Source organism: Leptolyngbya sp. O-77 (genome assembly GCF_001548395.1).
Lineage (GTDB): Bacteria > Cyanobacteriota > Cyanobacteriia > Elainellales > Elainellaceae > Thermoleptolyngbya.
Genome location: NZ_AP017367.1, coordinates 5,199,920 through 5,223,638, shown reverse-complemented (window position 1 = coordinate 5,223,638; position 23,719 = coordinate 5,199,920). Strand labels below are relative to the sequence as shown.

18 protein-coding genes and 1 pseudogene are annotated in these 23,719 nt (G+C 58.2%); 7 read left to right on the top strand and 12 right to left on the bottom strand.

Annotated features, from left to right (window positions below):
* Positions 1-233 precede the first annotated feature (233 nt).
* From O77CONTIG1_RS27605 to O77CONTIG1_RS22025, 4 genes and pseudogenes are all read left to right on the top strand, one after another.
* Positions 234-772 (top strand): annotated as a pseudogene (locus O77CONTIG1_RS27605) (ABC transporter ATP-binding protein); the annotation flags it as partial.
* Between the two features lie 42 nt (positions 773-814).
* On the top strand, positions 815-1,030 hold the full coding sequence (locus O77CONTIG1_RS28250) for a hypothetical protein (RefSeq protein WP_286132731.1): 216 nt from the start codon (positions 815-817) through the stop codon (positions 1,028-1,030).
* Positions 1,027-3,603 carry an FtsX-like permease family protein gene (locus O77CONTIG1_RS22030; RefSeq protein ID WP_068515217.1) on the top strand — a complete coding sequence of 859 codons (2,577 nt, stop codon included), beginning with the start codon at positions 1,027-1,029 and terminating at the stop codon, positions 3,601-3,603. Before O77CONTIG1_RS28250 ends, O77CONTIG1_RS22030 begins: the two co-directional genes overlap by 4 nt.
* A 115-nt stretch (positions 3,604-3,718) precedes the next feature.
* Positions 3,719-4,909 carry a lipocalin-like domain-containing protein gene (locus O77CONTIG1_RS22025; protein WP_084782915.1) on the top strand — a complete coding sequence of 397 codons (1,191 nt, stop codon included), beginning with the start codon at positions 3,719-3,721 and terminating at the stop codon, positions 4,907-4,909.
* Positions 4,910-5,143: 234 nt separating this feature from the next.
* Here the strand turns inward: O77CONTIG1_RS22025 and O77CONTIG1_RS22020 are convergent, their stop codons facing one another.
* From O77CONTIG1_RS22020 to O77CONTIG1_RS25045, 12 genes are all read right to left on the bottom strand, one after another.
* The gene (locus tag O77CONTIG1_RS22020) at positions 5,144-5,650 is read right to left on the bottom strand and encodes a hypothetical protein (RefSeq protein WP_156435596.1); all 507 of its coding nucleotides are present in this window, start codon (positions 5,648-5,650) and stop codon (positions 5,144-5,146) included.
* A 127-nt stretch (positions 5,651-5,777) separates the two neighbouring features.
* Positions 5,778-5,984 (bottom strand): hypothetical protein, encoded by a 207-nt coding sequence (locus O77CONTIG1_RS25055; RefSeq protein WP_156435594.1) that lies wholly within the window; start codon positions 5,982-5,984, stop codon positions 5,778-5,780.
* A gap of 235 nt (positions 5,985-6,219) precedes the next feature.
* On the bottom strand, positions 6,220-7,215 hold the full coding sequence (locus tag O77CONTIG1_RS22015) for a hypothetical protein (RefSeq protein ID WP_156435593.1): 996 nt from the start codon (positions 7,213-7,215) through the stop codon (positions 6,220-6,222).
* A 30-nt stretch (positions 7,216-7,245) separates the two neighbouring features.
* The gene (locus O77CONTIG1_RS25050) at positions 7,246-7,722 is read right to left on the bottom strand and encodes a hypothetical protein (protein ID WP_156435591.1); all 477 of its coding nucleotides are present in this window, start codon (positions 7,720-7,722) and stop codon (positions 7,246-7,248) included.
* 364 nt (positions 7,723-8,086) lie between these two features.
* Complete coding sequence (locus tag O77CONTIG1_RS22005) at positions 8,087-8,773, bottom strand: hypothetical protein (protein WP_068515190.1); 687 nt, start codon at positions 8,771-8,773, stop codon at positions 8,087-8,089.
* 200 nt (positions 8,774-8,973) lie between these two features.
* Positions 8,974-9,504 (bottom strand): hypothetical protein, encoded by a 531-nt coding sequence (locus O77CONTIG1_RS22000; RefSeq protein ID WP_156435589.1) that lies wholly within the window; start codon positions 9,502-9,504, stop codon positions 8,974-8,976.
* A gap of 73 nt (positions 9,505-9,577) precedes the next feature.
* Positions 9,578-10,336, bottom strand: a complete 759-nt coding sequence (locus O77CONTIG1_RS21995; RefSeq protein WP_068515185.1) for a hypothetical protein — start codon at positions 10,334-10,336, stop codon at positions 9,578-9,580.
* Positions 10,323-12,722, bottom strand: a complete 2,400-nt coding sequence (locus O77CONTIG1_RS21990; protein ID WP_068515183.1) for a CHASE2 domain-containing protein — start codon at positions 12,720-12,722, stop codon at positions 10,323-10,325. The genes O77CONTIG1_RS21995 and O77CONTIG1_RS21990 overlap by 14 nt, the downstream gene beginning before the upstream one ends.
* A gap of 10 nt (positions 12,723-12,732) precedes the next feature.
* Positions 12,733-13,863, bottom strand: coding sequence for a DUF1822 family protein (locus O77CONTIG1_RS21985; protein ID WP_068515181.1), 1,131 nt, complete (start codon positions 13,861-13,863; stop codon positions 12,733-12,735).
* Positions 13,864-13,922: 59 nt separating this feature from the next.
* The gene (locus O77CONTIG1_RS21980; protein WP_068515179.1) at positions 13,923-15,281 is read right to left on the bottom strand and encodes a hypothetical protein; all 1,359 of its coding nucleotides are present in this window, start codon (positions 15,279-15,281) and stop codon (positions 13,923-13,925) included.
* A gap of 357 nt (positions 15,282-15,638) precedes the next feature.
* Positions 15,639-19,094 (bottom strand): CHAT domain-containing tetratricopeptide repeat protein, encoded by a 3,456-nt coding sequence (locus O77CONTIG1_RS21975; protein WP_068515178.1) that lies wholly within the window; start codon positions 19,092-19,094, stop codon positions 15,639-15,641.
* Positions 19,095-19,226: 132 nt separating this feature from the next.
* The gene (locus O77CONTIG1_RS25045; RefSeq protein WP_156435587.1) at positions 19,227-19,442 is read right to left on the bottom strand and encodes a hypothetical protein; all 216 of its coding nucleotides are present in this window, start codon (positions 19,440-19,442) and stop codon (positions 19,227-19,229) included.
* An 11-nt stretch (positions 19,443-19,453) separates the two neighbouring features.
* On the opposite strand from O77CONTIG1_RS25045, the gene O77CONTIG1_RS21970 reads away from it, so the two are divergent.
* From O77CONTIG1_RS21970 to O77CONTIG1_RS21960, 3 genes are all read left to right on the top strand, one after another.
* On the top strand, positions 19,454-20,617 hold the full coding sequence (locus O77CONTIG1_RS21970; RefSeq protein WP_068515176.1) for an FIST signal transduction protein: 1,164 nt from the start codon (positions 19,454-19,456) through the stop codon (positions 20,615-20,617).
* On the top strand, positions 20,618-21,796 hold the full coding sequence (locus O77CONTIG1_RS21965) for a sensor histidine kinase (RefSeq protein ID WP_084782914.1): 1,179 nt from the start codon (positions 20,618-20,620) through the stop codon (positions 21,794-21,796).
* 202 nt (positions 21,797-21,998) lie between these two features.
* A complete protein-coding gene (locus O77CONTIG1_RS21960; RefSeq protein WP_068515175.1) occupies positions 21,999-23,405 on the top strand; it encodes a diacylglycerol/polyprenol kinase family protein in 1,407 nt (468 codons plus the stop codon).
* Positions 23,406-23,719 lie beyond the last annotated feature (314 nt).

Below are 23,719 nucleotides of genomic sequence, written 5' to 3'. Positions count from 1 at the left end.
TCTGAATCAATTCAAAACCAGGTAGATCCCAGATTCATCGTCTTATTAGGTAACGCTTCATAAGCAACGCTTTACAGGAAGCCGATTGTGATTGGAGCGGGGAAACTTTGAAGGACTGTCGCCCAAAGCAGAAGACTTGTCCGGCGATCTACGTTAAGATTCTTTAAGAGCTTTCTCAGAAGGCTTGCTAGCGTCATTCTAAACGGTGTCCCACGGTGTCTCACGGTGTCCCTATGTCAGCAAGTTCCTGGTGGTCTGGTTTATTCGCTGCGGCTCAACCGGCGATCGCCCTCGAAAGCACCTCTGCGGCGGCTCAGGGGGCCAGGGTCGAGCTAACGAATTTGTGTAAAGAATTTCAGGAAGGTGACGTGACGCGGAAGGTGCTGAATGGCATCAATTTGCAGTTTGAACCCGGAGAATTTGTCGTGCTGCTGGGGCACAGCGGCAGCGGCAAAAGTACGCTGCTGAATCTGATTAGCGGCATTGATCAGCCGTCCACCGGCACGATTCGGATTGATGGCCTTGCCATTACCGATCTGGACGAAAAATCGCGCACTCTGTTTCGGCGCGATCGCATCGGATTCGTCTTCCAGTTTTTCAACCTCATTCCAACGTTGACGGGTGCTGGAAAAACGTCACCCTGCCGCAAGAGTTGGCGGGCAAGTCGCCGAGCGCGGCGCGTCAGTCGGCGCTTCAGCTTTTGCAGCAGGTGGGGCTGGGCGATCGCCTGGAGACTTATCCAGATAAGCTATCTGGCGGGCAGCAGCAGCGAGTGGCGATCGCCCGCGCCCTGGCCCACGATCCACAGATTATTTTGGCAGATGAGCCGACGGGCAACCTAGACGAAGAAACCGGGCAGCAGGTGTTGGAACTGTTACTCAATCTCACCCGCACGAAGGGCAAAACCCTGATCATGGCGACCCACAATCCAGATATCGCTCGCCATGCCGACCGCGTGTTGCGGGTTCAAGACGGGCACCTGATTCCTGTGATTGTGCATCCTGACTTAGCCGAGGAAGTGGTGGCATGACGGCAGTCGTTTCTAACGCACCCCTCTGGCGCTTGGCGTGGCAGCGAATTCAGCAGCGCCCGCTGCAATATCTCCTCTGCATTTTGGGAATTGCCCTTGGCGTTGCCATGATGGTGTCGATCGATCTGGCGAACGGTTCGGCGCAGCGGGCCTTTGCCCTGTCTACTGACGCAATTACGGGACGCGCCACCCACCGCATCGAGGCGATCGCCCCCACGGGCATTCCCGAAACGGTGTATGCTGACCTGCACCGCGTCGCCCCCCACATTCCCCTCGCACCGATCGTGGAAGGCTACGTGCTGGTGGAAGAGTTGGGCGCTCAGCCGATGCGCTTGGTGGGGGTGGACGTGCTAGCAGAGTCGCCCTTTCGCAATTACTTTGGGGCCGAGGGCGAAAGCCTAGACGCAGCTTCGGTTCAGTTGCTGACCAATCCCCAGGCGATTGTCTTGTCGCAGGATGTGGCGGCTCAGTACGGGGTGGCATTGGGAGATCTGCTGCATCTGGACATCGCCGGCCAGCATCGCGATGTCACTGCGGTTGCCCTCGTCCAGTCCGATGATTCCCTCAACCGCCGCGCCCTCAGCACGCTGCTGTTTGCCGACATTGCCACGGCGCAGGAACTTTTGGGACAGACGGGGCGGCTGAGCTATATCGATGCGATCGCCTCTTCTCCTGCTGAAATCAACGCCATTCAAACCGCCCTGCCTGCTGGCCTGAAGCTAGAAACAGCAGAGGCGCAGAAAAACGCCGTGCAGCAAATGACAGCCGCCTTTGAACTCAATCTTACGGCTCTCAGCCTGCTGGCGCTGGTGGTGGGTATGTTTTTGATTTACAACACCGTTACCTTCAGCGTGGTGCAGCGCCGTCCCCTGTTCGGCATTTTGCGCTGCCTTGGCGCGACGCGGGGACAGCTCTTTGCCCTGATTTTGGGCGAAGCGGCGCTGTTTAGCATCCTCGGCTCCCTGCTTGGCGTGGGGTTGGGCATTGTGCTAGGGCGCAGCATCGTGGGGCTAATCACCCAGACGATTAATGATTTTTACTTCGTCGTCTCGGTGCAGCAGGTGACGCTCTCAAACGCCACCATCGCCAAGGGTCTGGTAATTGGCGTGGCGGCGGCGCTGTTTGCCTCTGCTTTGCCAGCGCTGGAGGCAATGAACACCACGCCGACGCTTACCTTGCAGCGCTCGACCTTAGAGGGCAAAGTTCAGAAATTGCTGCCGCTGTTGACGGTTGGCTGGATTGGCTTCTCGCTTGCCGGAGTCGCCCTGCTGCGGTGGTCATCTGGCGGGCTGGTGGCTGCCTTTGCAGGACTCTTTGCCGTGTTGCTGGGGGCAGCACTGCTGGTTCCGCCTGCCATCGCGCTGCTGATGCGGGGGCTTGCGTCAGCGGGCTACCGGCTGTTTGGCGTGGTGGGGCGGCTGGCTCCACGGGACATTTTACGATCGCTCAGCCGCACCTCCGTGGCGATCGCCGCCCTCATGGTGTCGGTGTCGGTGATTGTCGGCGTGTCGGTGATGATCGGCTCGTTTCGGGGGACGGTGGTGCAATGGCTGGATCAGACGCTTCAGGCAGATATCTACGTGTCGCCGCCCACCACGACGGCCAACCGCGTGCTGGGCAAGCTCGATCCGCAGGTGGTGGAGGCGCTAAAGCACTGGGAAGGACTGCGGTTTGCCGTCAGCTACAACGATGCCGATGTGCGCGTGGTGGACTTTGACCGCACTGCCAAGCTGATCTCCGCCGATGGCGACGTATCTCAGGGCAAGCGGCCCTACGCCTGGATTCGTCCGGGGCTAGAACCCGACCCCTGGACAGCGCTGAATGCGGGCGAGGGCGTGATCATTTCTGAGGCGCTGATCCGTCGAGAAAACCTGCCCGCGCCGCCGGAAACGATCACGCTGGAAACGCCAGTGGGCGATCGCCCGTTTCCCGTCCTCGCAGTCTTCTACGACTATTCCTCCGATCGCGGCACGATTATTCTGGATGACGACGTTTATCTGAACCTGTGGCAGGATGACCGCATCGCCTCGTTGGGCCTGTTCACCCAGCCTGGTGTCGATGTGGAAGCAGTGGTACAGGATATTCGATCGCACTTTCAGGGACGACAGGATTTGCTGGTGCAGTCGAACCGCAGCCTGCGGCAGGGGTCGCTGGAAATTTTCGACCGCACCTTTGCCATTACCAGCGCTCTGCAACTGCTGTCGGTGGTCGTTGCCTTTATCGGCGTTCTCAGTACGCTCATGAGCCTGCAACTGGAGCGGACGCGGGAACTGGGCATTCTCCGCGCCACGGGCATGACTCCTAGCCAGTTGGGCCAGCTGACGCTGCTAGAAACCGGGCTGATGGGGACGCTGGCGGGCGTATTTGCCATGCCGCTGGGTTTTGTCCTCGCCTGGATTTTGATTTATGTGATCAACGTGCGTTCCTTTGGCTGGACGCTGCAAATGGCGCTGGAGGCCCGCTATTTCTGGCAGGCGTGGCTGGTGGCGATCGCCGCTGCTTTACTCGCAGGTCTGTATCCGGCGCTGCGGCTGGGGCGGATGAATATTGCGGCGGCGCTGAGACAAGAATGATTTTGGGTTCTGGATTTTGGGTTCTGGTAATCTGGCGAGTCTTCTGTAAGACGTTCAGATCTTCAGATAAGGATGTAGCGTGAGATTCGGAAGAACGGGTAGGAGGGAGGTCAAAATGCGATCGCGCTTGATTCGGTTTGGCGTACTGCTGGCGTTCTGCGGCGTGTTCCTGGGTACATTCCTGGGTGTGTTCCTGGGGGCTGCATGTCCGGCGATCGCCGCCAATGTCGTTACCTGGCAACCGCTACCCGCAGCCAGTGCAGAATACCGCAAGGCGATCGCCCTACCAGACTGGCACTTTCCCGAAGACTTTGGCCCGCACAATGACTACCAAACGGAATGGTGGTACTACACAGGCAACCTGGAAACCGAGGAGGGGCGACCGTTTGGCTTTCAGCTAACCTTCTTCCGACAGGCGATTTCGCCAACGGTGGCGGTAGAATCTACACCATCCAGTTGGCGAACGAATCAAATCTACTCTGCCCATTTCACCGTCAGCGACATTGCGGGCGAAGGTTTTTACGTAGACGAGCAGTTCAGCCGCAACGCCATCGGGCTGGCCGGAGCCACAGCAACGCCCTACCGCGTCTGGCTCAACGATTGGTCGGCGACTGAGTTAGAACCCGGTGTAGTGCGGCTTCAGGCTCAATCCCAGGAGGTGGCTATTGACCTCACGGTTCAGCAGACCCGTCCGCCTGTGTTGCAGGGCGATCGCGGCCTCAGCATCAAGGGATTGGAGCCGGGGAATGCGTCCTACTACTATTCCCTGGTTCAGCAGCCCACCAGCGGAACCATCACGATTCAGGGCCAAGCCTTTTCGGTACAGGGCAAAACCTGGACGGATCACGAATTCTCCACCAGCGCGTTGACCGCGGGCACGGTCGGCTGGGACTGGTTCTCGATTCAACTGGAGGACGGGTCTGCCCTGATGCTTTATCAGTTGCGCCACGAAGACGGTACGCCCGAAATCACCTCCGCAGGCACGTTTGTTTCGGCCTCCGGCGAGACGACCCATCTGAATCATGACGACTGGACGATCCGCGTCCTCAAAACCTGGACAAGCCCCCGCAGCAAAGCGGTTTATCCCGCCCAGTGGCAGATTCGCATTCCCCGGCTAAATCTGCTGCTAGAGGGGCGATCGCGCCTTGCAGACCAGGAACTCAACACCTCCACAGCCACCTATTGGGAAGGGGCAACCGCTTTTGAGGGCACCCGACAAGACCGGCCAATTCGGGGAGAGGGCTATGTAGAACTAACGGGTTATGCCACCCGCCTAGATTCCCTTTTGTCTGAAAGCACACCATGAGCAGACGGATAGATCCTTAATTCCCTAGCGGCAATTCTCTGGCGGCAATTCTCTGCTGGCTGTGGGTTTACCGTAACGTTTTGTATTTAAGCGAACACCTCGAAAAGAATTCACTGTACACTCTTTCCTAAGTCATACTCATGATGAGTATGACTTGTGTAGTGTTGATGGAGTCAATCGAGCGTCTGGGCACGCCCCTCCCTATTTATCCGACCCAGACGGCGGCGTGTTGACTTATTGGGTTTGAATCAGCGCGGTGATTAGCTGCTGAATCGCAGGTTGGTGCAGGTCTAGCAGACGGTTGGCCTCTGCTTCTGGGTCAAACTGGGGAGGATACTGGCCATAGCCTGAATTGATGACGACTGCCCCATCATTGCGGATACCGAGAAACAAGAGAGGGCGATCAAACCCGTCGGGGTTGAACTGGTTGGGCAAGGTTCTGTCATCTACAAAGACCGCGTAGGACAGGTTTGCTGGGTTGGGTTCCATCTCGATAACCCGGATGGTGGTTACAGTGCGCGTGAAAAGATTGGGGTCGGTGTAAAGATAGCCCATCGTGGCTAGCCGTTGCCCAGGGCGCTGGGTAGCGGGTAGGTTTGTCACGCAGATTTGCCCATTGTTGACCACTTGTCCCCGGCACAGGTCAGGATTGGCAGCAAAATCGATAGGCTGACGGCCAGCCCTTTGGGCAATTAGTAATTGGGGAGTCTGGGCGATCGCCCCCAAAGGCTCTGACAGCACCACTGAGACTCCTAGCAAAGCAGAGCAAATTAAGGTAGACTTCATCATCATTTTCCGAATCGTGTTCTGAATTATGTTCTGAATCGTGAGGAATATCGTTGATATTCTCTGGGATATTCTCTGGTAGTTACTTCCGCCAGATCCCTGCAAAGGGCTGCACATCGCTGGCGGGGCGATCGCGCTTCCAGGCGTTCCAGTCGGCCCCAGTTCCCCCTGCGGGACGGGCTTGGTTGAGAGCGGGAGATGAGGGAATAACCTGAGAAATTGGGAGAGAAATCGGGAATGGCTCAATGGGCGGTAGGTGGTGATGACTGGGTGCGGGCGATCGCTCCAATCGTAAATAACATATTGGCTAGCTTGTTGAGTATCGTGCCAATCTTAAACGGCTACTGATCGGAAAAAACATCAGAGTAAGTTCCTTCACAAAAGGTTTATCGGCAGATGTGGCAGGGATCAAGAGTCAGGTAGCGGCCCCAGAGCGAGGAGAAGCTTTCCCACACCTAGTTGTGGGGATGTTTAACCTATTCAGCGACCCATTCAGCGACCCATTCAGCGACCCATTCAGCAACTTACTCAGCATGGTCGAAGAGCCTCACGATGGGGGTTTTGCCACGGGCAATTAGGGCTATGCGCTGGCTGGCGGGATGCAGCAGGCAGATTTGGTCGCGGCCAAGCTGAAAGACCAGCCAATCGCCTGGCAGGTGAGTGGCATGGCTGATGGGCCAAACCGCAAAGGGAGTTTCTAAAGCAAAGTGCTGGCGAGCTTGGGTGATCCGGTTTCGCCCGATAAGGCCACCCGCAGCAAAGACATAGGTGTAGTAATCCCAGTCTGTGCGGGTAGTGAGTTTGGGCACTGGGCCAAAGCTCGGCTGTGGCTCCGCGGCCAGGGCATCAAAGGCGGCGCGGTCGATGGCAACGGGTTCCGTTTTGCCTGAGGTCAGTCGTAGCGCCTGAGCGCCATCGGGACTGAGGTAATGCAGGGTGTAGGCGGGGCTGGGCTGGAGTTGGGCCGCAGGCACGACTCGCGTCTGGCTAATCAGGCTGGTCTGGCTATTGAAACTGTACCAGCCAAACAGGAGTAGGTAGCTGAGGCCGTGGATCAGCAGGGTCGCCTTGAGCGCGGTCTGAATCGGCCGCTTGCGCTGGCGCAGCAGGAGCCAGAAGAAGGGATACTCGATGACCAGAGTGAGTAAGAAAGCGAGTAAGGCGGCGATCGCCAGCCAGACCTGCACATTCGCAATGGTGAGGCCCGAATACTGCGACAGGCGATTGGCTAGCAGCAGCGCCCCCGCCCAGGCCGAGGCGTAGTTGGCCACCAGCAGCAATAGGAGCGATCGCCCCCTGGGAGTGCCAAACCACCAGCAGAGTAGCCCCGCTTCTAGATAAGCAATCACCAGGTTGCCGACCACCAAGTGAATTAGACCTGTCCACAGCAGGGCGCTGCCACCGTTGGCCCACGCGGGGCTGGGGGACAGGGCCAAGGACAGACTGATGCCGACCAGCAGCCTGAGAGCAGCAGCGATTGGATCGCCCCAGAGTTTCAAGCACTTAAAAGTGGGTGGCATAGAGCGTTTCCTGGCGGCGAATGAGGGCGATTAATTGCGATTGAGATACGTAAACTCTATACCGTTCTCGGCTTGGCAGACGGCTCCTCGATATTGACCACCGATGAGAGTGACACCGCAGGAGCCACGTATCTCTCTCGTTTCGCCACCATACATCAGCCCCACAACACGATAGCTTGAGGCATGATCCAAGCGAAATTCAGAGGCGGCATCAGTGACAAACGAAAAGGGACTGCCGTTAAAGTAGTAGCTAAAGATGAGAGCGCCTTCAGAATGAACCCTTGCGATTTGGAAGGCTTCACATCTCAGCAGAGTGTTGCCTTGAGCCTGGCAGCGACTAGGCGCATTATCTCGATGAACTATCTGAATATCGCTCGATGCCGGAGCAGGGCGGGATGCGGGAGGCGCAGAAGGGGCAGAGTTTGCGCTGGGTGGGGCGGACTGGGGCTGCGGTGGTGAGGTATTCTCGCGATCGCCCCGGTTGCCTCGCGGGGAAGGAGGAGTCAATCGTGTTAATCGTATCGGTGACATCCCCGAACCGTTTCACGAATGCGCCGGAAGATATTGGCCATCAGCACCGGGGCTAGATTCGTTGGGGACGGTGGGCTCCGCGGACTTGCGTTGCGGCAAGGCTGGGAGAGGTGCTGAGCAGCGAAGCGAGAATCAGGCTGGGAAGTCCCAACTTGCGAGTAAGATTAGCTCGAATAAGGTAACGAGCAACGGCGTATTGCATGGGAGGCTTCCTTCAGTTTGTAAAGTAAAGTTCAAACGCGGGGGCTGCAAGTTCTTAGTTCTCTGTAGTCTAAACTCATTCAGCGCTATGGAATTGAGTAGCGTGCCCCAGCGCTATGAGACTGGGGCAGATTAGGGGTTACCAGTGGCGATCGCCATAGAAGGGGCTGATGGGAGCGACCGGCGCTGGGGCAGGCTGAGGGGCGGGACGATTGTCTGGAACCACATAGTAGTCAGGACTGCGCGACGGAGCAGAACCAGACCCGCCCGAACTCAAGCTATTTGAAAGTACCCATATCCAGAAAGCGGCAGCAGCCTGATTAGCTTGCTGTCTCAAAGCTCTCTGCCGAGCTAAATAGGCCTGCTGCTGTTCTGGAGAGAGACTTTCAAAATATCGCCGCTGCCGCTCTGCTTCTAGCCGTCGCTGTTCGGCAATGCGCTGCCCCCGTTCTGCATTGCGCTGCCTGCGTTCCTGGGCCTGTTGTCGCTGCTGTTCTGCTCGTCGCCTGCGTTCCTCTGCCCGTCGTCTGTAGGCTTCAGCCTGTTGCTGCAATCTAATTCGATTGGCCTCACGGGGAGTTTGAGCTAGGAGATAGTGAGTCGAGGCTGGACTCTCCTGGAGACTTTGGATGGGTAGGTGAGCGGTGTTGAGCGCTTGCGGGGCTTCCAACGGATTCGTTACGATGGCTGAGTTGTCTGCGGCGGCGCGGGCTGCGCTTGAGGGTTGGGCAGCGGCGAGGCTGGGGGCACTTCCCAATAGTGAGGTCAGAGCCAAGCCAGGTAAACCCAGCGCAAGGGCGCAGCGACGAGCGCGAGAAATCTGCATAGGGTAAGTCCTCATAAACGGGTGGCATTGCAGTCGTCAGGTCATAGTTCTGGATGGGACACACTTATTCAGCCAATTTGCGATAACCACTTCTTGAAGGCCGGTCGTGCTAACGAGGAAAAACGTATTCATCCTGGGGAAGGGCGAGGTGGTTCGTAGAAACGAATGCAACAGGGCGCAGTTCCTCAACCTGTAATGCTTTACCGGGTCGATCGCCAATCCCGGATGAATGTGTCTAGCAGACCGGTCAATAGCTCTCTTTCCGCCTGAGAGTAACTCATCCCATAACCTAGAGATCCGTATCCTCCCCCACTGCCGTAGATATTGGCTTCTATGGTGCGGCCATTGAGTTGAACGTTGTGAAACACACTGCCCCGCACACTGATCGCCCCGCCATCGTCGGTACATTCAATGGAGATCACGTATCGCGGGGTGGCCACAGGTTGTCCGCGCGGGTTGGAGACCGCCGGAATGTTGTGGCGGTTGAGGTGTTGCACCACCGCCGCTTGCAGTTGATCTTCGCGACTGCCCAAATGACAGAGTTTCATCACGCGCACAGGCATTTGCGAAATGCCGCGTAGGGGTTCGGCCTGCACGCGGACGGAGGCGATCGCACTTTCCAGAGCGACACCCAGCGTAGACAGGGCAGCACAGGCAGTGAGCAGCGATCGCCGCACGAGCGATCGCCCCATGACAGAGGGTCGGGCTTTAGGAATTGGTTGTAGAGCCATTGTCAGGAAAAAATTCGGTGACTACTGGCTCGTTCTAGTTCTGGCAAATAGCGACTGATTCACCCAACGATGCCTATAGCCCCAGGGGAAAACTGCAAATCGCCGCGATTGCCTCAGACTGAAGGGCAACCCACTCCGGCGTGGGATTGTCCACCGCAAAGAGGACATGGAGCGCGTCGGCGGGCATATCTTTTTCCAGAAAATAGGTGGCTTTGGCCTGGGCGATCGCCTCCTGATTGGCTCCCTGCTGCGCCAAGCCCGTTTCTATCTGGGACAGATCGGCGGCAATTTGATCCCGCTCTTCCCCGGCTGCCATGACTGAAAAGGGCAACCGGTAGAGCAGGTCATCGGTGGGCGTGTCGTAGAAGAGCCACTCGTACTCAGTGCCGGGTTCCAGTGCCAGATTGCCAAAGCGAGTCGTCACGAAGCCACCAGCGTTGGGGGTTGCCGAATCGGTTCCCAGCGTGGCGGGTGCGGGCTGGGTCAGGTCTTTCCAAGCAGGCCGCAGGTGCATTCGGTTCACCTGTCCCTGCATGACAAACATCGGCTGCTGGTGCCAGATCACCTCGCGCCGTCCGGGGGTGACAATGCAAAAGGTGTCGTTAGGGGGAACATCAGGGCTGCGGGAAAGTCCGGGTTCCCCCCGGCTGCGATCTTCTCGCTCGCGCTGAAAAAATTCTACAAAGCGCCGCCATGAACCAGCGTCTTGAGAGTCTGCTTGGGAGGGGTCGGTGGGGTTTGCCAGGGCGATGGATGGGGACAGGGCGGATAGTCCAACCCACAGACCGACCCACAGGCTTAGGGGGATTGCTGGGGTTTTAACGAGGTTCATCCGTATTCTCCCGTAGTCTGGGTAAACTATAACACCACACCACTAGGGATGGCAGTAGCCAGGGCAGCAGCATCCCGGCGCTGATGTAGAGTTGCAGGGACAGCAGTCCGTATCCAGCAGTCGCAGCGCTCAGGCCCGCAGCAACGAGGGGGCGGGGGCGGGGGCGATCGCCCAGGGATAAGCTCAGAGCCTTGCCGCCCACCGCCGCCAGCAGAATCATCCACAGATCGGGAATGGGGATGACCAGGCGATTGGCAAGGCGGTGGTGGGTCATGTAGGCGTGGGCTTCGCCGCCTGTGAAGTGGGTCGCTGGATGCAGCGTGCGATCGCGCCAGTAGCGCAGGGCGGGCGGCGGCACTAGGTTATCGGCTCCGTTGGGGGCCAGCCCGGCCGCTTCGTAGCCCCCTGCGGCCACAATCACAATCGCGTCCCTAAAGTCGGGCAACGCTGCGGCATCCTGACGCAGCGACCAGGCCGGGATGGCGGTAAACGCCCGCTCTGGCGGCAGGGACAAATCAAGAATCGGCTGGAGCCAGTGCTGCCAGGCTTCGTAGGACAGTTCTGTAAGCGGGTGCAGCGTAGCCCGTGGGGACAGATTCAGGTCGTGGGTTTGCAAGGCGCGGCGAACCTGCTCAGCCAGGGGCGGCCCCTGGAGCGTGGGCTGTGGCCCGGAGCGCGTCCCGGTGCGTCGCTGTTGACGGAGCCGTTGGGCAACAACAAGCTGGTGGCTAAACGGGCCGGGGCGATCGCTCTGGGGGCGGTAGGGCTGCACCCGTCGCCAGGGCGACCAGGCATCTCCCAGCAGGATGCGGTCTGAGTCAATCACATTGGGATGAGGTGGCAGCCAGCGGCCGTTCTGTCGCACCGTGCCAAACACAAACCAGGTTTGCTGCTGGGCGATCGCCCCTGTCAAAACTTCATTCAGTTGGTCATCCTGCCCCGGCTGAGCCAGATCGAGCAGGTAGTCGATGCCCACGACGGCCGCACCTCGATCGACCAGCGTGGCGACAATATCGGCCACCATCACCCGGTTAATCGGGTGGTAAGTGGAAATATCCCACTGGCGGAAGCTTTCGCCATCGATCTGCACCAACACCACGGCGGATGGGTCATCATCGCCCAGTTGCCCGGTGAGATCCCGATAAACGGCCTGGGCCAGCACCCGCCGATCCAGGAGCCAGGCCTGGGGCGAAACTGGAAATTCCGTCGGCGGCAGCGTCGGGATCAGGCTCACCAGCGCCAGGGCCGCAACGATTTGGGCTTCGTGTCGGGTAGGCCGCCAGCGCCGCAGCCGCGATCGCCAGCCCCCAGGTTCCAGACGGTAGGGCACGGAGGTCGGGTGGCGAAACAGCGACGGCACCAGATAGGCCGAGGGATAGGTGAGGCTTTGTTCGGCCCGGAGAGACTGACAGGCTCCATGCAGCGCCTCCTGCACGTTTTGCTCCTGGGTTAGCCGTTGCAGCAGTTGCGCCAAAAACGCCTGAGCGACTTCGTTATGAATCGGCTCTCGCATGATGGCGACTTGGCTGAGTCCGAGGTTAATTAGCCCCTGAGCAATGTCGAGACCACTGCACGAGTTGAAAAAGGCAAACTGGAGTCCGCGCTGCTGGGCGGTTTGCAGATAGGGGGTCAGGTCTTTGAGCGTGAGAGAGGTCTGGGGGGCGATCGCCACTTGTCCGCCTACCAGGGCCGCCTCATTGCTGTGGCCCGCAAAAAACAGCACATCCCATCCCAGCGAGTCGGCGATCGCCTCACACACCCGCTGCTTCAGAGCAATGGGGTCTTCTCCGGGCTGCCAGCCCACATAGTGAATCTCCAGGAGTCGCCGCTGAGCATCGAGGGCCTGCCGTTCGCCGCTGAAGTTCAATCCCGTTTCATCGCCCAAAATCGCCAACACCCTGGCTTTGCTGCGTCGGCCGGTGGGTCGGTGGGCTGTGGTGGCTCGGATTGTGGCGGGCGATCGCACAATTTGCACCGGCCCGCCAAACTCCCAAGTTTCCCAGGGCAGCCGGGCCAGATCCAGCGGCGTACAGGTGAGAAACAGTTCTGCCAACCCCTGGGACTGCGCCGCCGCCACCACCTCCTGGCGCAAATCATACAGATCGCCCTGCCTCAGCCAGGTATGAAACTCCGACAACAGCCGCGCCTCTGCCTGCACCAGTTGGCTATGCCAGTCGATCGCAGGGGCGGTCACCTGCCCTGCGCCCCCTGCCCGCCCCCGCAATGCCTGCTTGTAATAGCCCAGATAAGCCCGCTGCCAGGCTGCGTAGAGCGACAGCATCTCCTCTGGAAAGACCACACTGGCGGTCAGCCGTTGCCCTTTGCCCCAGGACAGATCAAACAAGCAGCTTTGGTCAATTTTGTGGACGGTGAGACGATACACCATTGCCGTCCTCTCATGCTTCGGGATGAAATACAAAGGGCGGCCAGCTTAGAGTAGACCCATCCGGCAGGGTAACGGAAACCCGGAAGGCTTCCTCCCAGGTGCCGAAAACCTGAGCATACAGGTGGTTTGCGCCAGAGATAGGGGAAAGGGTGCTATCTGCCAGGATTTTTTCGGCATCGCGCACCACCAGACGAGTTCCCGGCAAGATCTGTTCACCGAGGGTCGGCCCCAGCACCAACAGCAAACACCATTCCGGCTGGGAGCCTTCCAGATGCGTCCAGGTGAGGGCACAAAGGCGCAGGGGCACGCCCGCCCGTTGCAAATCTGTATAGGCTCCCCGGGCCGTGGCAGGAATCATCACCCCCGCCGGTTCTAGCTGACGTAGCACAGTGGCCAGGGTTTCAGCCGGGCCGTGGCTCGACCGCAGCGCAGGGGACATCGCCAGCGGCGGCAGCAGCGCCCAGGTCAGGGTGCTAGTGACGGTGTTGGATAGCGTGTCGAGGCGATCGCCCAGCCAGCGCCACACATTAATCGCCTCCTGAGTCATCTCCTGGGTTGGGGAAGCGGCTTGGGGCAGTTGACCCACCGTTTCCAACTGGGCCGGGTCTAGGCAGTTGAGGTAAAGCAGAATTTCCTCAGGAGCCGTGTCGAAGAATGCCACGGGAACGGTATAAGTGCCGTTGTCGTTGAGGGTCAGCGCGTCTCGCTGGGTTAGCAGGCGATCGCGCCGCAGACCGCCGAGAATCGTCACCTGATCGACCTCTTCTCGCACCTCCACTAGCAGATACAGGTGAGCAAACCCCTGGACATCCTCCAGCGTGGGTTGGGGAATGGGCACCTGGCCATCGCTGAGGGTTCCCTGGGGCACAATACACAGGCGAAACCCATGCACCGTTCCCTGCACATGCAAACCCGGCGGCTGGGCGGGGTCGTAGGTCAGCGTCAAGCCTGACACGCCGTCTTCAAGCCACTGCTGCACCCCCCCCAGCGCCAGCGCTCGCAAAAACGTCATCCACTGCTGCTCTGGAGGCACCTGCTGGCAAATCTGCGCTGCCCAGTCCACCGCAGCAGGAGACAGGGCCACCGTGGTCGGTTGCAGCGGTTCAAACTCATAGTCTGAGAGTTCGGTGGAATGGCGCATGGGGTGCAGGCTCGAAAAGGGAATAGAGACAAAGGGAATAGAGGCTATTATCCGTGGGTTCATGGGGTTTGACCTGTCATAAAAGCATGGATTTCGGCACAGAGGCGATCGGCAAATCGACTTTTGACCTTGCGGGGTTTGGGAGATTGGGCCTCGGCGGCGGCATCGGCCATCAGGGTGTCTACTTGCTCAGACAGAACGGCTTCTAGGGTGGCATCGAGGTCTCGAAGACGATCGGCAGACACCAACTCTGCTGCTTCCTGCCGCACCGCTGCGGTGAGTTGGGGAATTAGGAGATGGCGCACGTCCGCTCGCAGCCGTTTCAGATTTAGCAGGCGCGTGACCTGCACTTGAGAGGTCAGCCCGATGCGGGGCGCAATTTGGGTCATAGAGACTCCCTCGCAGAGGCGCAGGTACAGCCCCTGGACATAGGGCCGATCTTGGGGCGGGGTGCGACGGCTAAAGCGGGACATATTCGCGGCGATCGCCGCTGCAATGGTCTGCCCGAGCAGTTGATCGAGTACCTGACGATAGCGATGGAGAAATGTGTTGGAGTCGTCTTCGGCTGCCAAACCAGTCTGAGTTCCGCCCAGGCGCTCTAGCTCGCTGTCGTCCTGGGGCTGGTAGATTTGGGGATTGCCACTGCGGGCGTGGATGCGGTACTGGCGCAGTTGGCTGGCCAGGTGTTTGAGTTGGGCTTTGACCGCTTTGGGGCTGAGGGAGGGCATCATTTCCTGGAGTTGGGCGGGGGTTGGTTCGGGGCAGCGTCCGGTTTGCCCGGCCTGCCGCTGGCGAATGCGATCGCGCTGATATACCGCCTGATAGCGCTCTAGTAGCGTCACTGCCTGATCAATCTCAAAGGCACTACAGAGGTGATACTCTCCCAAAATGCGCCGCGCCTGATCCAGATCCGTGTCATTGAGAATAGCCCAGTCGCTAGCCAAGTAGATGCCCTTTTCGAGCAGCAGGCGAGTCAGGGCCGGGTGGCTCTTGGTCAGCAGGCTGCACCAGGTGCCCAGGCTGGCTTTGGTCGAGTCAAAGCTGGTTAAAATCTCTAAACTGAGCGGACGATAGCTGGGGGCCGCGTGGCCATTGTCATCCAGCACCAGCGGAAACAAATCGGTTGCAGCAAACCCGTGGCGATCGCCATAGCGCTGGGCTAAACCGACACAGCTATTGCGAATTTGGTGCGAGATCCAGCAGCGCAGGCTCATCTGGGCCAACTCAGAACCTTCGCCCTGCCCCTGCCAAACTCCCAGTAACGTCTTTTGCAGCTTGCGATCCGCCCCTTCTGAGCCGAGCAACGTATCAGGATAGGTTTCCTCTAGCCAGGTTTTCACTGTGGAAATTTCGATGGGTTGGGGCTGGCCCGTGCTGGTCAGCCGCATGAGTTGCCAATAGCGAAAAACGTTATCCATGAATCTGGTGACCGTTCAGCAGCGTTTCAATCCGATATGTACAGCGTTTTTGAAGCGAGTGAGGGACGCGAACAGTCAAGAAGCCCTCGCCTCGTCAAGGCAGCGCGTGCCTCATCCTGCCAGAAAAGGCTGTATGCCACCCGATACTGGCGACCCCGACTTAACCGTAGCAATAGCCCACCAGTGGACTTTGCTCTGAGGACGTATGCCGCAGTTCCTTCTAAATCTCCCTTAAGCAGTAAAAGGGGGACTTTTACCCCAGTTCCCTCCTAACTCAAAGGGGATTCAGGGAATCAGCTTGAATCCTTAGGGCTATAGTTCTCTGAACTCAGCACCTATTCAGTCATCTTCAGTCATTTAGAGTGGCTCCGTTGCAGTCCACTGACCCGAAAGGAAAAAAGCAGCCCAGTGGTAGGGATGGCGATGGGCTGGATTTTCTAGAGCGGCAAGTTGTATCTGACGCAGGGCCTCGCTGCGCCCGGTTCCTTGGGCCAGGCGTTCGTAATATTGCTGCATGAGGTCAGCGGTGCGGCGATCGCCCACCTGCCACAGGCTCATCAGCAGGCTTTCGGCCCCTGCCAACACAAAAGCCCGTCGCAACCCGTAAACCCCTTCGCCATCGGCCACATCCCCCAGGCCGGTTTCGCAGGCGCTCAGCACCACCAGGCGCGTCCCCCGCAGGTTCAGACTGGCCACCTCCAGGGCCGTGAGTACGCCATCTTCGCCATCGCTCTCCCGCTGGTTAAAGCCGGCCAGGGCCAGCCCCGACCGCAGCAGCGGATTTTCGACCCGATTGGCGGGCTGGGCTGGTGTTCTAACGGCTGTCTCTGGTGGGGGAACCGCGACATCCTGCAAAAAGAATCCGTGGGTAGCCAGGTGCAAAATGCTCGGCCCCTGCACCTGCTTGAGGGCATTTTCTGTAGCTTTGGCCTCGGTCAGCACCACCGCTTTTTCCCCCAGCCAGGGACGAATGGCTGCCACTTCCAGGGCGCTGCCCTCCAGAGGCCCAAATCGCAGACTGCCCATATCGGGCGATCGCGCTCCTCCGCGACTGGCGGAGGCCACCTGAATCACGCCCTGGGCATCGGCAGTGTCGAAGTCTGGATTCGCCAACACCACCGGGGGCTGCTGCGGGGGAGCCGCGTGCGGTTGCCGCAGCAAATCGCGCCCACTGGTGAGATAGGTCAGGGTGTAGGTTTCAATCAGGTAGCGATTTTGCCCGTCCACCAGCGCCGCAAAGGGCACCAGATTAAGCTGGCTATCGGGAGAAATCAGCACATGGCTGGCGTTCCCCAAGTGGGCCTGAACAGGTGCAAAAATCAGTTGATAAAGCGTCTGGGCAACAGGTTTCAACTGTTCAGGTTCATAGCAGGGCGTGGCCCGTCGCTCTCCGCAGCGCAAAAATTCCAGGAATCTCTGAATTTGTCCATCAATGGCGGCTGCCTCTCCCAGATCGGCCCAGCGCACGTCCCCAGACGGCAGCAGCACATAGGCCGCATAGCGGGGGTCGCCAAATCCTCTGTCACTCCAGTCACTTAGGGTGCTAGCTGGCTTTTGCCCCAGGGGATTACGGGGGTCAAAGGGGCGGTAGCGCACATACTCCACCAACGCGCCATCGGCCGGCAGGCGGGCCTGAATGTCTGCCAGGTTCACCAGCGGCGCATCCCCAGCCAAGGCCGCGCTGCGACGGGCTAGCACGGCTTCGATCTCATCGATTTGGCTCCGCAGCGTCCTCAGTTGAACCTGCGCTTGGGGAGAAGCCCCCTGTTCTGCAAAGATAATTTCTGCAACTTGCTGCCGCCGCCGATCCAGTTCGGACAATAGCCGCTGATCTTCCGGGTTGGGGTTTTGCTCCAGCAGCGTCAGGGTAGTGATGCCTGCCTCCAGCACCCGTCCCTTGCGGCGGAGCAGCGTTGTCGCCGCCAGCTGAGCCGCAGCCAGGTCGTTTGGCGCGGTTTTTAGATGCAGCGAAATCGCGTGGTTCAGCGTGTTGGCCACCGAGGCGGTATAGCGCTGTCGTGCTGTTTCATTCAGTGTGGCCAGGCGGCGATCAAACTCTTGCTGCTCTAGGGCGATGCCTGCTTGCAAAACCTCCAGCGCAGCCGGGATTTTTCCCTGGGCCTGATATAGACCCGCAAGGTTGTAAAAAATGGACGCAATGGACGCTCGGAAGGCTTGCAGATCGCCGCTATACAAAGTCTCTGCTGCGTCCAGGGCCTGACGGTAGAGGCGTTCGGCCTCGTCGTAGCGTCCCTGGCTATGGTGTGTCAGCGCTCGACCATTGAGCTGGTGTGGATCGCGGGGAGAACTCTCTATGGGCGCGGTCGGCTGACCTGCAAATGCTTCTAAAGCTAAAGCGTCTGCCTCGGCATTGCGGCCTTGGGTGCGATAGATGGTGGACGCTGCCTCTAGGAAAATGGCCCGTTCTGACGGCTGGTTGAAGCGCCTGGCGAGGTCAATCATCTCGATGAGCAGCGGTTCTGCTTCGTCGTAGCGCTGTTGAGCCTGGTAAATCTGAACCAGGAACAGCAATCTGGCGGCGATCGCCCGCTGCGCTACAAAGCCTTCCTCCCCATTCAGCAGTGCAGTCCGCCCCAGCCTGGCCCGTTCTAAGGAAAGCGCCTCTTGATACAGGGCTGCGGCTCGTTCCAAATCTCCCTGCTGGTAGGCCATCGAAGCGATGCCGTCGAGCGCTTGGGCTAGGTGCTGAGGATTGGGGTCACGCTGGGCCCGCAGAATCTCCAGAGCTTCTGCATAGGCGCTGCCCGCATCGGCCCAACGCTCTACCAGGACGTAAGTTGTCGCTAGGGAGATGAGCGGTTCAACCACCTCAGGATGGCGATCGCCCTTCTCAGCCCGCAACCGCGCAATATGCTCTTCCAGGTTTGGGGCTGCCAGGGTATACAGGCTATCCAGGGAATATTCCCCGCCCCTGGGCACCCGATTGTGTTCTCCCCGATAGGTGAGGGCGTTTGTAGCCGTGCCGCTGGCGTTGCCCCACCACACGCGATAGCGCCCCGTGCGGCCCGCTGTCCGAGACCCCACCGTCACCTGATAAGGGCCCGCGTCTTCGAGCGATAGGGAAATCTGAGTTGCTCGACCGCTGGCGGCGGCGATAAACCCCTGCTGGCGGCTAAATACAAAAATGATTAAATCATCGAGATCCTCGCTTGTGACCGCCAGGTTGACCGTCTGCCCTGCCACGCCATCAAACTGGTGGAGGTTGAAATAGCCCCCCGTCAGCGGCATCTGGGGCAATTGGGAAAGCGCTACGCTGGACAGCACAGGCTCAAAGACTTCTAGATAATCGTGACGATTTGCCTGCAAGCTGCGGACATCCAGTTGCCCAACCACATTCTGGGGGAAGGTCTGGGCTAGTTGAGCAAGAGCCGCGGGCGCAATCGGTGTGCCTTTTCCTCCGCGAGTCAGCAAGCGAGCCATCGTGTGATAGCTTTCGGCTTCTTCATGGCGATCTAGCAAACTCAGCAGCACCGCCACCTGGTTAAATCCGTGGGGAATATTGGGATTAGTCGATGGCAACACCTGTTCCAACACTCGAAGCGCCTGTTTTGCTCGGTCTAGCGCTGCTTCATAGCGCCCCTGGGCATACAGTTGATTTACCTCCTCATACAGCCGTTCGGCATCTGCCAGCGTCGGCGCTGCTGGCGATCGGGTCACGCGGGGAGCGGTAATCTGTCCGGGCGATCGCTCTGTGGTTGCAGGCACGGCAGCAAACGCGAGTCTTGGCATTTGTCCGCCCAAGAGCCATGCCAGCAGCAGGGCTGCCATGCGGTTGTGCTGTTTTAGCGTCATGAGTTTAGCTCGCCAATACTCATGCCAGTGTACTAAGTGAGCAGGAAACGCTGCCAGTACAGACTAGATCATTGAAAGGCATTGAAAGGAAAGGCATTGAAAGGCAACTGTCGAGAGACACCCATTAAAAGCTCACGCAACTCCGCGTTTTTTTGAGGAATTGGCTAAGTTATTTGGAGTTCCGCCAACTGGCTGACCTGTTGCCGATGTCATCAGCTTTTTCCAAAACTCATAATTTGAATAGTTACACGGGCTGATGCCCTTACTGCTGCGTCGCTGGGGATAGCGCTCCCGGCTGATTCCCGGCAGCATGGGGTTTGTGCGGCCTGCAATGCTGGTCAGTTTCAAAGGAGAATGCTGTGTTAACGGTTGCCATCGGCCATAGCGACGATCCGGATGCGTATGCGGCTGCAAAGGACGTGATTGAGCAGTGTCAGACAAAGCTTCAGGGGCGATCGCCCCAGGTTGGCATCCTGTTTGCAGCACTCGATTTTGACCACGGTCTGGTTCTCGAAACCCTGAGAGCGTCATTTCCAGAGATGGTCGTCGTCGGCTGCACCACTGATGGTGAACTGTCGTCTGAGTTGGCATTTCAGCAAGACTCAGTGGTGCTAATGGCGATCGCCTCAGATACGCTCTCCATTGGTGCAGGCGTAGGCTATGGACTCTCGCGTGATCCGGATGCGGCGATTCAACGGGCGATCGCTCAGGCTCGCGAAAGCCTCAACCTGCCTCCCGATGCGGTTCCATCCCTCTGCCTTACGTTTCCCGAAAGCCTGACCTACGATAGCCCTCTGGTCGTTGCTCATTTACAAAAAGCCCTGGGTGACTCGGTTCCGCTCTTCGGCGGCTTCGCGGGCGACCAAAGCCAGTTCCAAAAAACCTATCAGTTCTATGGCTCCGAAGTGCTGACGGATGCAATTCCGCTGCTGCTATTTTTTGGAGACCTGAAGCTGGGTCATGGCGTGGCCCACGGCTGGATGCCCGTCGGCGCAAAAGGCAACATCACCCGCACCGATGGGCATCTTCTCCAGGAAATTGACCACCGGCCAGCGCTGGAGTTCTATCAGCGCTACATGAACGATTTGCTGCCCTCGACCGAGTTTCCGCTGGCCGTTTGGGAAGAGGGGGTTGAAGGTTATTATCTCCGGGCTTCCATTGGGTTTGATCCAGAAACGGGCAGCATCCGGTCTATTCCTATTTGGCCCAAAAACGCTCAGGTGCAAATTGCCAAAAGCAGCCGGGACGAGATTCTCGAAGGCGCACGCGCTTCGATGCAGGCCGCCCTAGATAGCTATCCGGGACAGCACGTGGAAGCCGTACTCCTCTTTTCCTGCTGTGTACGTCATACGCTCTTAGGCTTGCGGACTCAGCAAGAATACAAGCTGGTGCAAGAAGCGCTGCCGCAAATGCCTGCTACTGCCGGGTTCTATACCTACGGCGAAATCGCCCCCGTAACTCCAAATACCCCTTCTCGAGCGCATCATTCCACGTTTGTCACCCTGCTGCTAGGAACCGCTTAGATGGATATTGCCCAAACGCCCGTTGCTCTTCCCTCTCCTGCTCTGGCTCGGAATCACGTTAACTCTACATCCTTGCGGTCTGTCGAACGCCAAGGGGGAGATGAACTCACGCCTGCACAAGTGCTGGCAGCGTTGGAGAAAGAAAACCGGATTCTCCGTAAAAAGCTGGAACGCTCAGAGCGCGATCGCCAGATTCTGGAAACCAACGTAGATCGCTCTGAAAGACTCATGCGGAACGTGATTACAGAGCTAGAGGCATCGAGGGCCGCGCTGGCGCGGCGCGGGGAAGAACTAGAGCAAACCCTTTCACAGTTGCAGCAGGCGCAAGTTCAGTTGATTGAAGCTGAAAAAATGTCGGCGCTGGGAACGTTAGTTGCAGGGATCGCTCACGAGATTAACAATCCTGTGGGTTTTGTGCATGGCAACGTGAACTACATGCAAACCTACGTCCGGGAACTCCTGCGGATTATCACTGCTTATCAAGACGCTTATCCAATTCCAACCCCCAGCATCCAGGCGTTGCTCGAAGAGGTGGATCTGGAGTTTTTGCGAGAGGATGTAACCAAGGTGCTGCAATCGATGCAGATAGGCACCAAGCGGATCAGCGATATCGTGCGATCGCTCCGCACGTTTTCGCGCCTCGACGAAGCCGACTTTAAAGACGCAGACCTGCATGAGGGCTTAGAAAGCACCCTGATGATTCTGCAACATCGGCTCAAGGCCTGCGGCAACCTGCCCGAAGTCAAAATCATCAAAGATTTTGAGCCGTTGCCATTGGTTGAATGTTATCCGGGTAAGTTAAATCAAGTGTTTATGAACCTGCTGGCTAACGCCATTGATGCGGTGCAGGAACGATATCGCAAAACCGAAGGAACCAAGCCAACGCCACAAATCACGCTGAAAACCCGCCAAATCGGCGACTCCGTGGCGATTCATGTGATTGACAATGGAATTGGTATTGCAGAGGGCGATCGCTCTCGTTTATTCAACCCATTCTTCACAACCAAGCCTGTTGGTCACGGCGTGGGGTTGGGGCTGTCGATTAGCTACCAGATTGTCACCGACCAGCATCATGGTCAGCTTGTGTGTCGTTCTAAGCTGAATGAAGGCACAGAGTTCATAATCCAAATTCCTCGCCGCCAGAGCCATCCAGTCGCCACAAACCTGCCCAGACGGTAATGCAGAAGCGCATCGCCTCCAACCCTGTCGATTCTCGATTTTGGATTTGCGATTTTAGATTTGCGATTTTATTTAGATTTGCGATTTTAGATTTGCAATTTTGAATTGTCAGTCAAGCGTCTGTGGAGAATGGATGCTATTTCCCAGTCATCCCAGAGAAATGCGATGATCGAGGCAAGTCCCTGATGTTGCCCTCTCCTGCATGAACGCCTGGCTAAACATTCCCCTGATCTTACTCATCCTTAGTGGGCTGATGCTGGCGCTGCGACGCTGGCAGCAGACGGCGCGACCCAATCCAGAACTGGTGCGGAAGCTCTTGCACATTCCAATGGGAATGGTGACGCTGACGTTTCCCTGGCTCTTTGAGTCGGTTTGGCAGGTGGCGGTGTTGGGCGGACTGGCGATCGCCTGGCTGATGACCCTGCGGCTCTATCGACCGCTGGCGCAAGGGTTGGGGTCGGTGCTGGGGGGCGTGGGGCGGCGATCGCTCGGCGAGGTCTATTTTCCGCTGTCGGTGGTGATCTTGTTTGCCCTCACGCCGGGCCAGCCGTTGCTTTACGTTATTCCAATTTTGATCCTGGCGCTGGCCGATGCGGCGGCGGCGCTGGTGGGGACGCGCTATGGACAGATGCGCTACGTCGCCACCGAGGGCTACAAAAGCACCGAAGGATCGCTCAGCTTCTTCATGGCGACGTTTTTTAGCGTGCATGTGCCGCTGCTGCTATTTAGCGAGGCGGGGCGACCCGAATCGCTGCTGATTGCCACAATCTTGGGGCTACTGGTGATGCTGATCGAGGCGATCGCCTGGCAGGGACTCGACAATCTGTTCATTCCGCTGGGCAGCTTTTTGCTGTTGCAAACCCACCTGGCAATGGATACGCCCGCCCTAGTGACGCGGCTGGTTGTGCTGGGCGCACTGATCGGGTTTCTCTGGCTGTGGCGCAGTCACACAACACTCAACGATGGGGCGCTGCTGGGGGCGGCGCTGGTGGGCTATTTTTGCTGGTCGGTTGGCGGCTGGCCGTGGCTGCTGGCTCCGCTGACGCTGGTGTTGTGTTATCCCCTGTTGATCTACCGTCCTACCCCACAGCAGCCCCTCAGCCCCGCCGAAAAAGCCGTTATGGTCTGGCAGCCCACAGAAGCCGACTCAAACGCCTGGACGCGCATTCACAATGTCTATGCCGTACTGAGTGTGGCGGCGGCGGGGCTGCTGTGGCTGTTTCTGGCGCAAACGTTTGACCGGCCACAGTTGATTTATCCCTACACCCTCGCGTTTGCGGTGAATCTGGCGGTGATTTGTGTGGCGAGTCTGTCACCTGTCCGCTATTGGAGCCGTCGCCATCAGTGGCAGGTCATGCGACACGTTGTGCTGAGCTGGCTGCTGCTGTTTGGGCCGCTGTTGATCCTTCAGGGGGCTTCCACTAGCGCGATCGCCGCTGTGTTGGTGGGTCTGGTGGGCACTGCTCTAGGGGCGATCGCCTTTTATCGCATCCAGCCGCTTTTGCAGCAGCACTGTGCAGAGTCCATGCGCTGGGTCTATCGGGCGCTGTTCACAACGCTGGTATCGTGTTTGGGACTGGGGGCGATCGCCCTTGGCGCGGGCGGGTAGCTGCACAGCGGGCAGAGTCTCAATTTTCTTGATGGAAATTTTACGGAATTTCCCAAATTCCCTGACAAAAAATTTACTGACCTCCCAGTAGGATCTCCAGTAAGGCTGAAGTCTGTAGATAAGCGTCTGTAGATAAGCATCTGCCGATAAACATCTGCCACTGATAGTTAGCCACTGATAGTTAGACACTGATAGTTAGCCACTGATAGTTAGCGAGAAATGAGTTTAGCGAGAAATGAGTTTGCAGAAGCTATTCGCTATCTTATCTCTCATTTCACTTGAGACGTGCGAAGTCTCAGGCTACTAGATCCAAG

Excerpts from the sequence above, each read along its gene's own strand:
- O77CONTIG1_RS22000 (WP_156435589.1), bottom strand. The coding sequence starts at position 9,504 with ATGGCTCTACAACCAATTCCTAAAGCCCGACCCTCTGTCATGGGGCGA.
- O77CONTIG1_RS22025 (WP_084782915.1), top strand. The coding sequence starts at position 3,719 with ATGCGATCGCGCTTGATTCGGTTTGGCGTACTGCTGGCGTTCTGCGGC.
- O77CONTIG1_RS21990 (WP_068515183.1), bottom strand. The coding sequence starts at position 12,722 with ATGGTGTATCGTCTCACCGTCCACAAAATTGACCAAAGCTGCTTGTTT.
- O77CONTIG1_RS22005 (WP_068515190.1), bottom strand. The coding sequence starts at position 8,773 with ATGCAGATTTCTCGCGCTCGTCGCTGCGCCCTTGCGCTGGGTTTACCT.
- O77CONTIG1_RS22030 (WP_068515217.1), top strand. The coding sequence starts at position 1,027 with ATGACGGCAGTCGTTTCTAACGCACCCCTCTGGCGCTTGGCGTGGCAG.
- O77CONTIG1_RS21980 (WP_068515179.1), bottom strand. The coding sequence starts at position 15,281 with ATGGATAACGTTTTTCGCTATTGGCAACTCATGCGGCTGACCAGCACG.
- O77CONTIG1_RS21985 (WP_068515181.1), bottom strand. The coding sequence starts at position 13,863 with ATGCGCCATTCCACCGAACTCTCAGACTATGAGTTTGAACCGCTGCAA.
- O77CONTIG1_RS22015 (WP_156435593.1), bottom strand. The coding sequence starts at position 7,215 with ATGCCACCCACTTTTAAGTGCTTGAAACTCTGGGGCGATCCAATCGCT.
- O77CONTIG1_RS21975 (WP_068515178.1), bottom strand. The coding sequence starts at position 19,094 with ATGACGCTAAAACAGCACAACCGCATGGCAGCCCTGCTGCTGGCATGG.
- O77CONTIG1_RS21960 (WP_068515175.1), top strand. The coding sequence starts at position 21,999 with ATGAACGCCTGGCTAAACATTCCCCTGATCTTACTCATCCTTAGTGGG.
- O77CONTIG1_RS21965 (WP_084782914.1), top strand. The coding sequence starts at position 20,618 with ATGGATATTGCCCAAACGCCCGTTGCTCTTCCCTCTCCTGCTCTGGCT.
- O77CONTIG1_RS21995 (WP_068515185.1), bottom strand. The coding sequence starts at position 10,336 with ATGAACCTCGTTAAAACCCCAGCAATCCCCCTAAGCCTGTGGGTCGGT.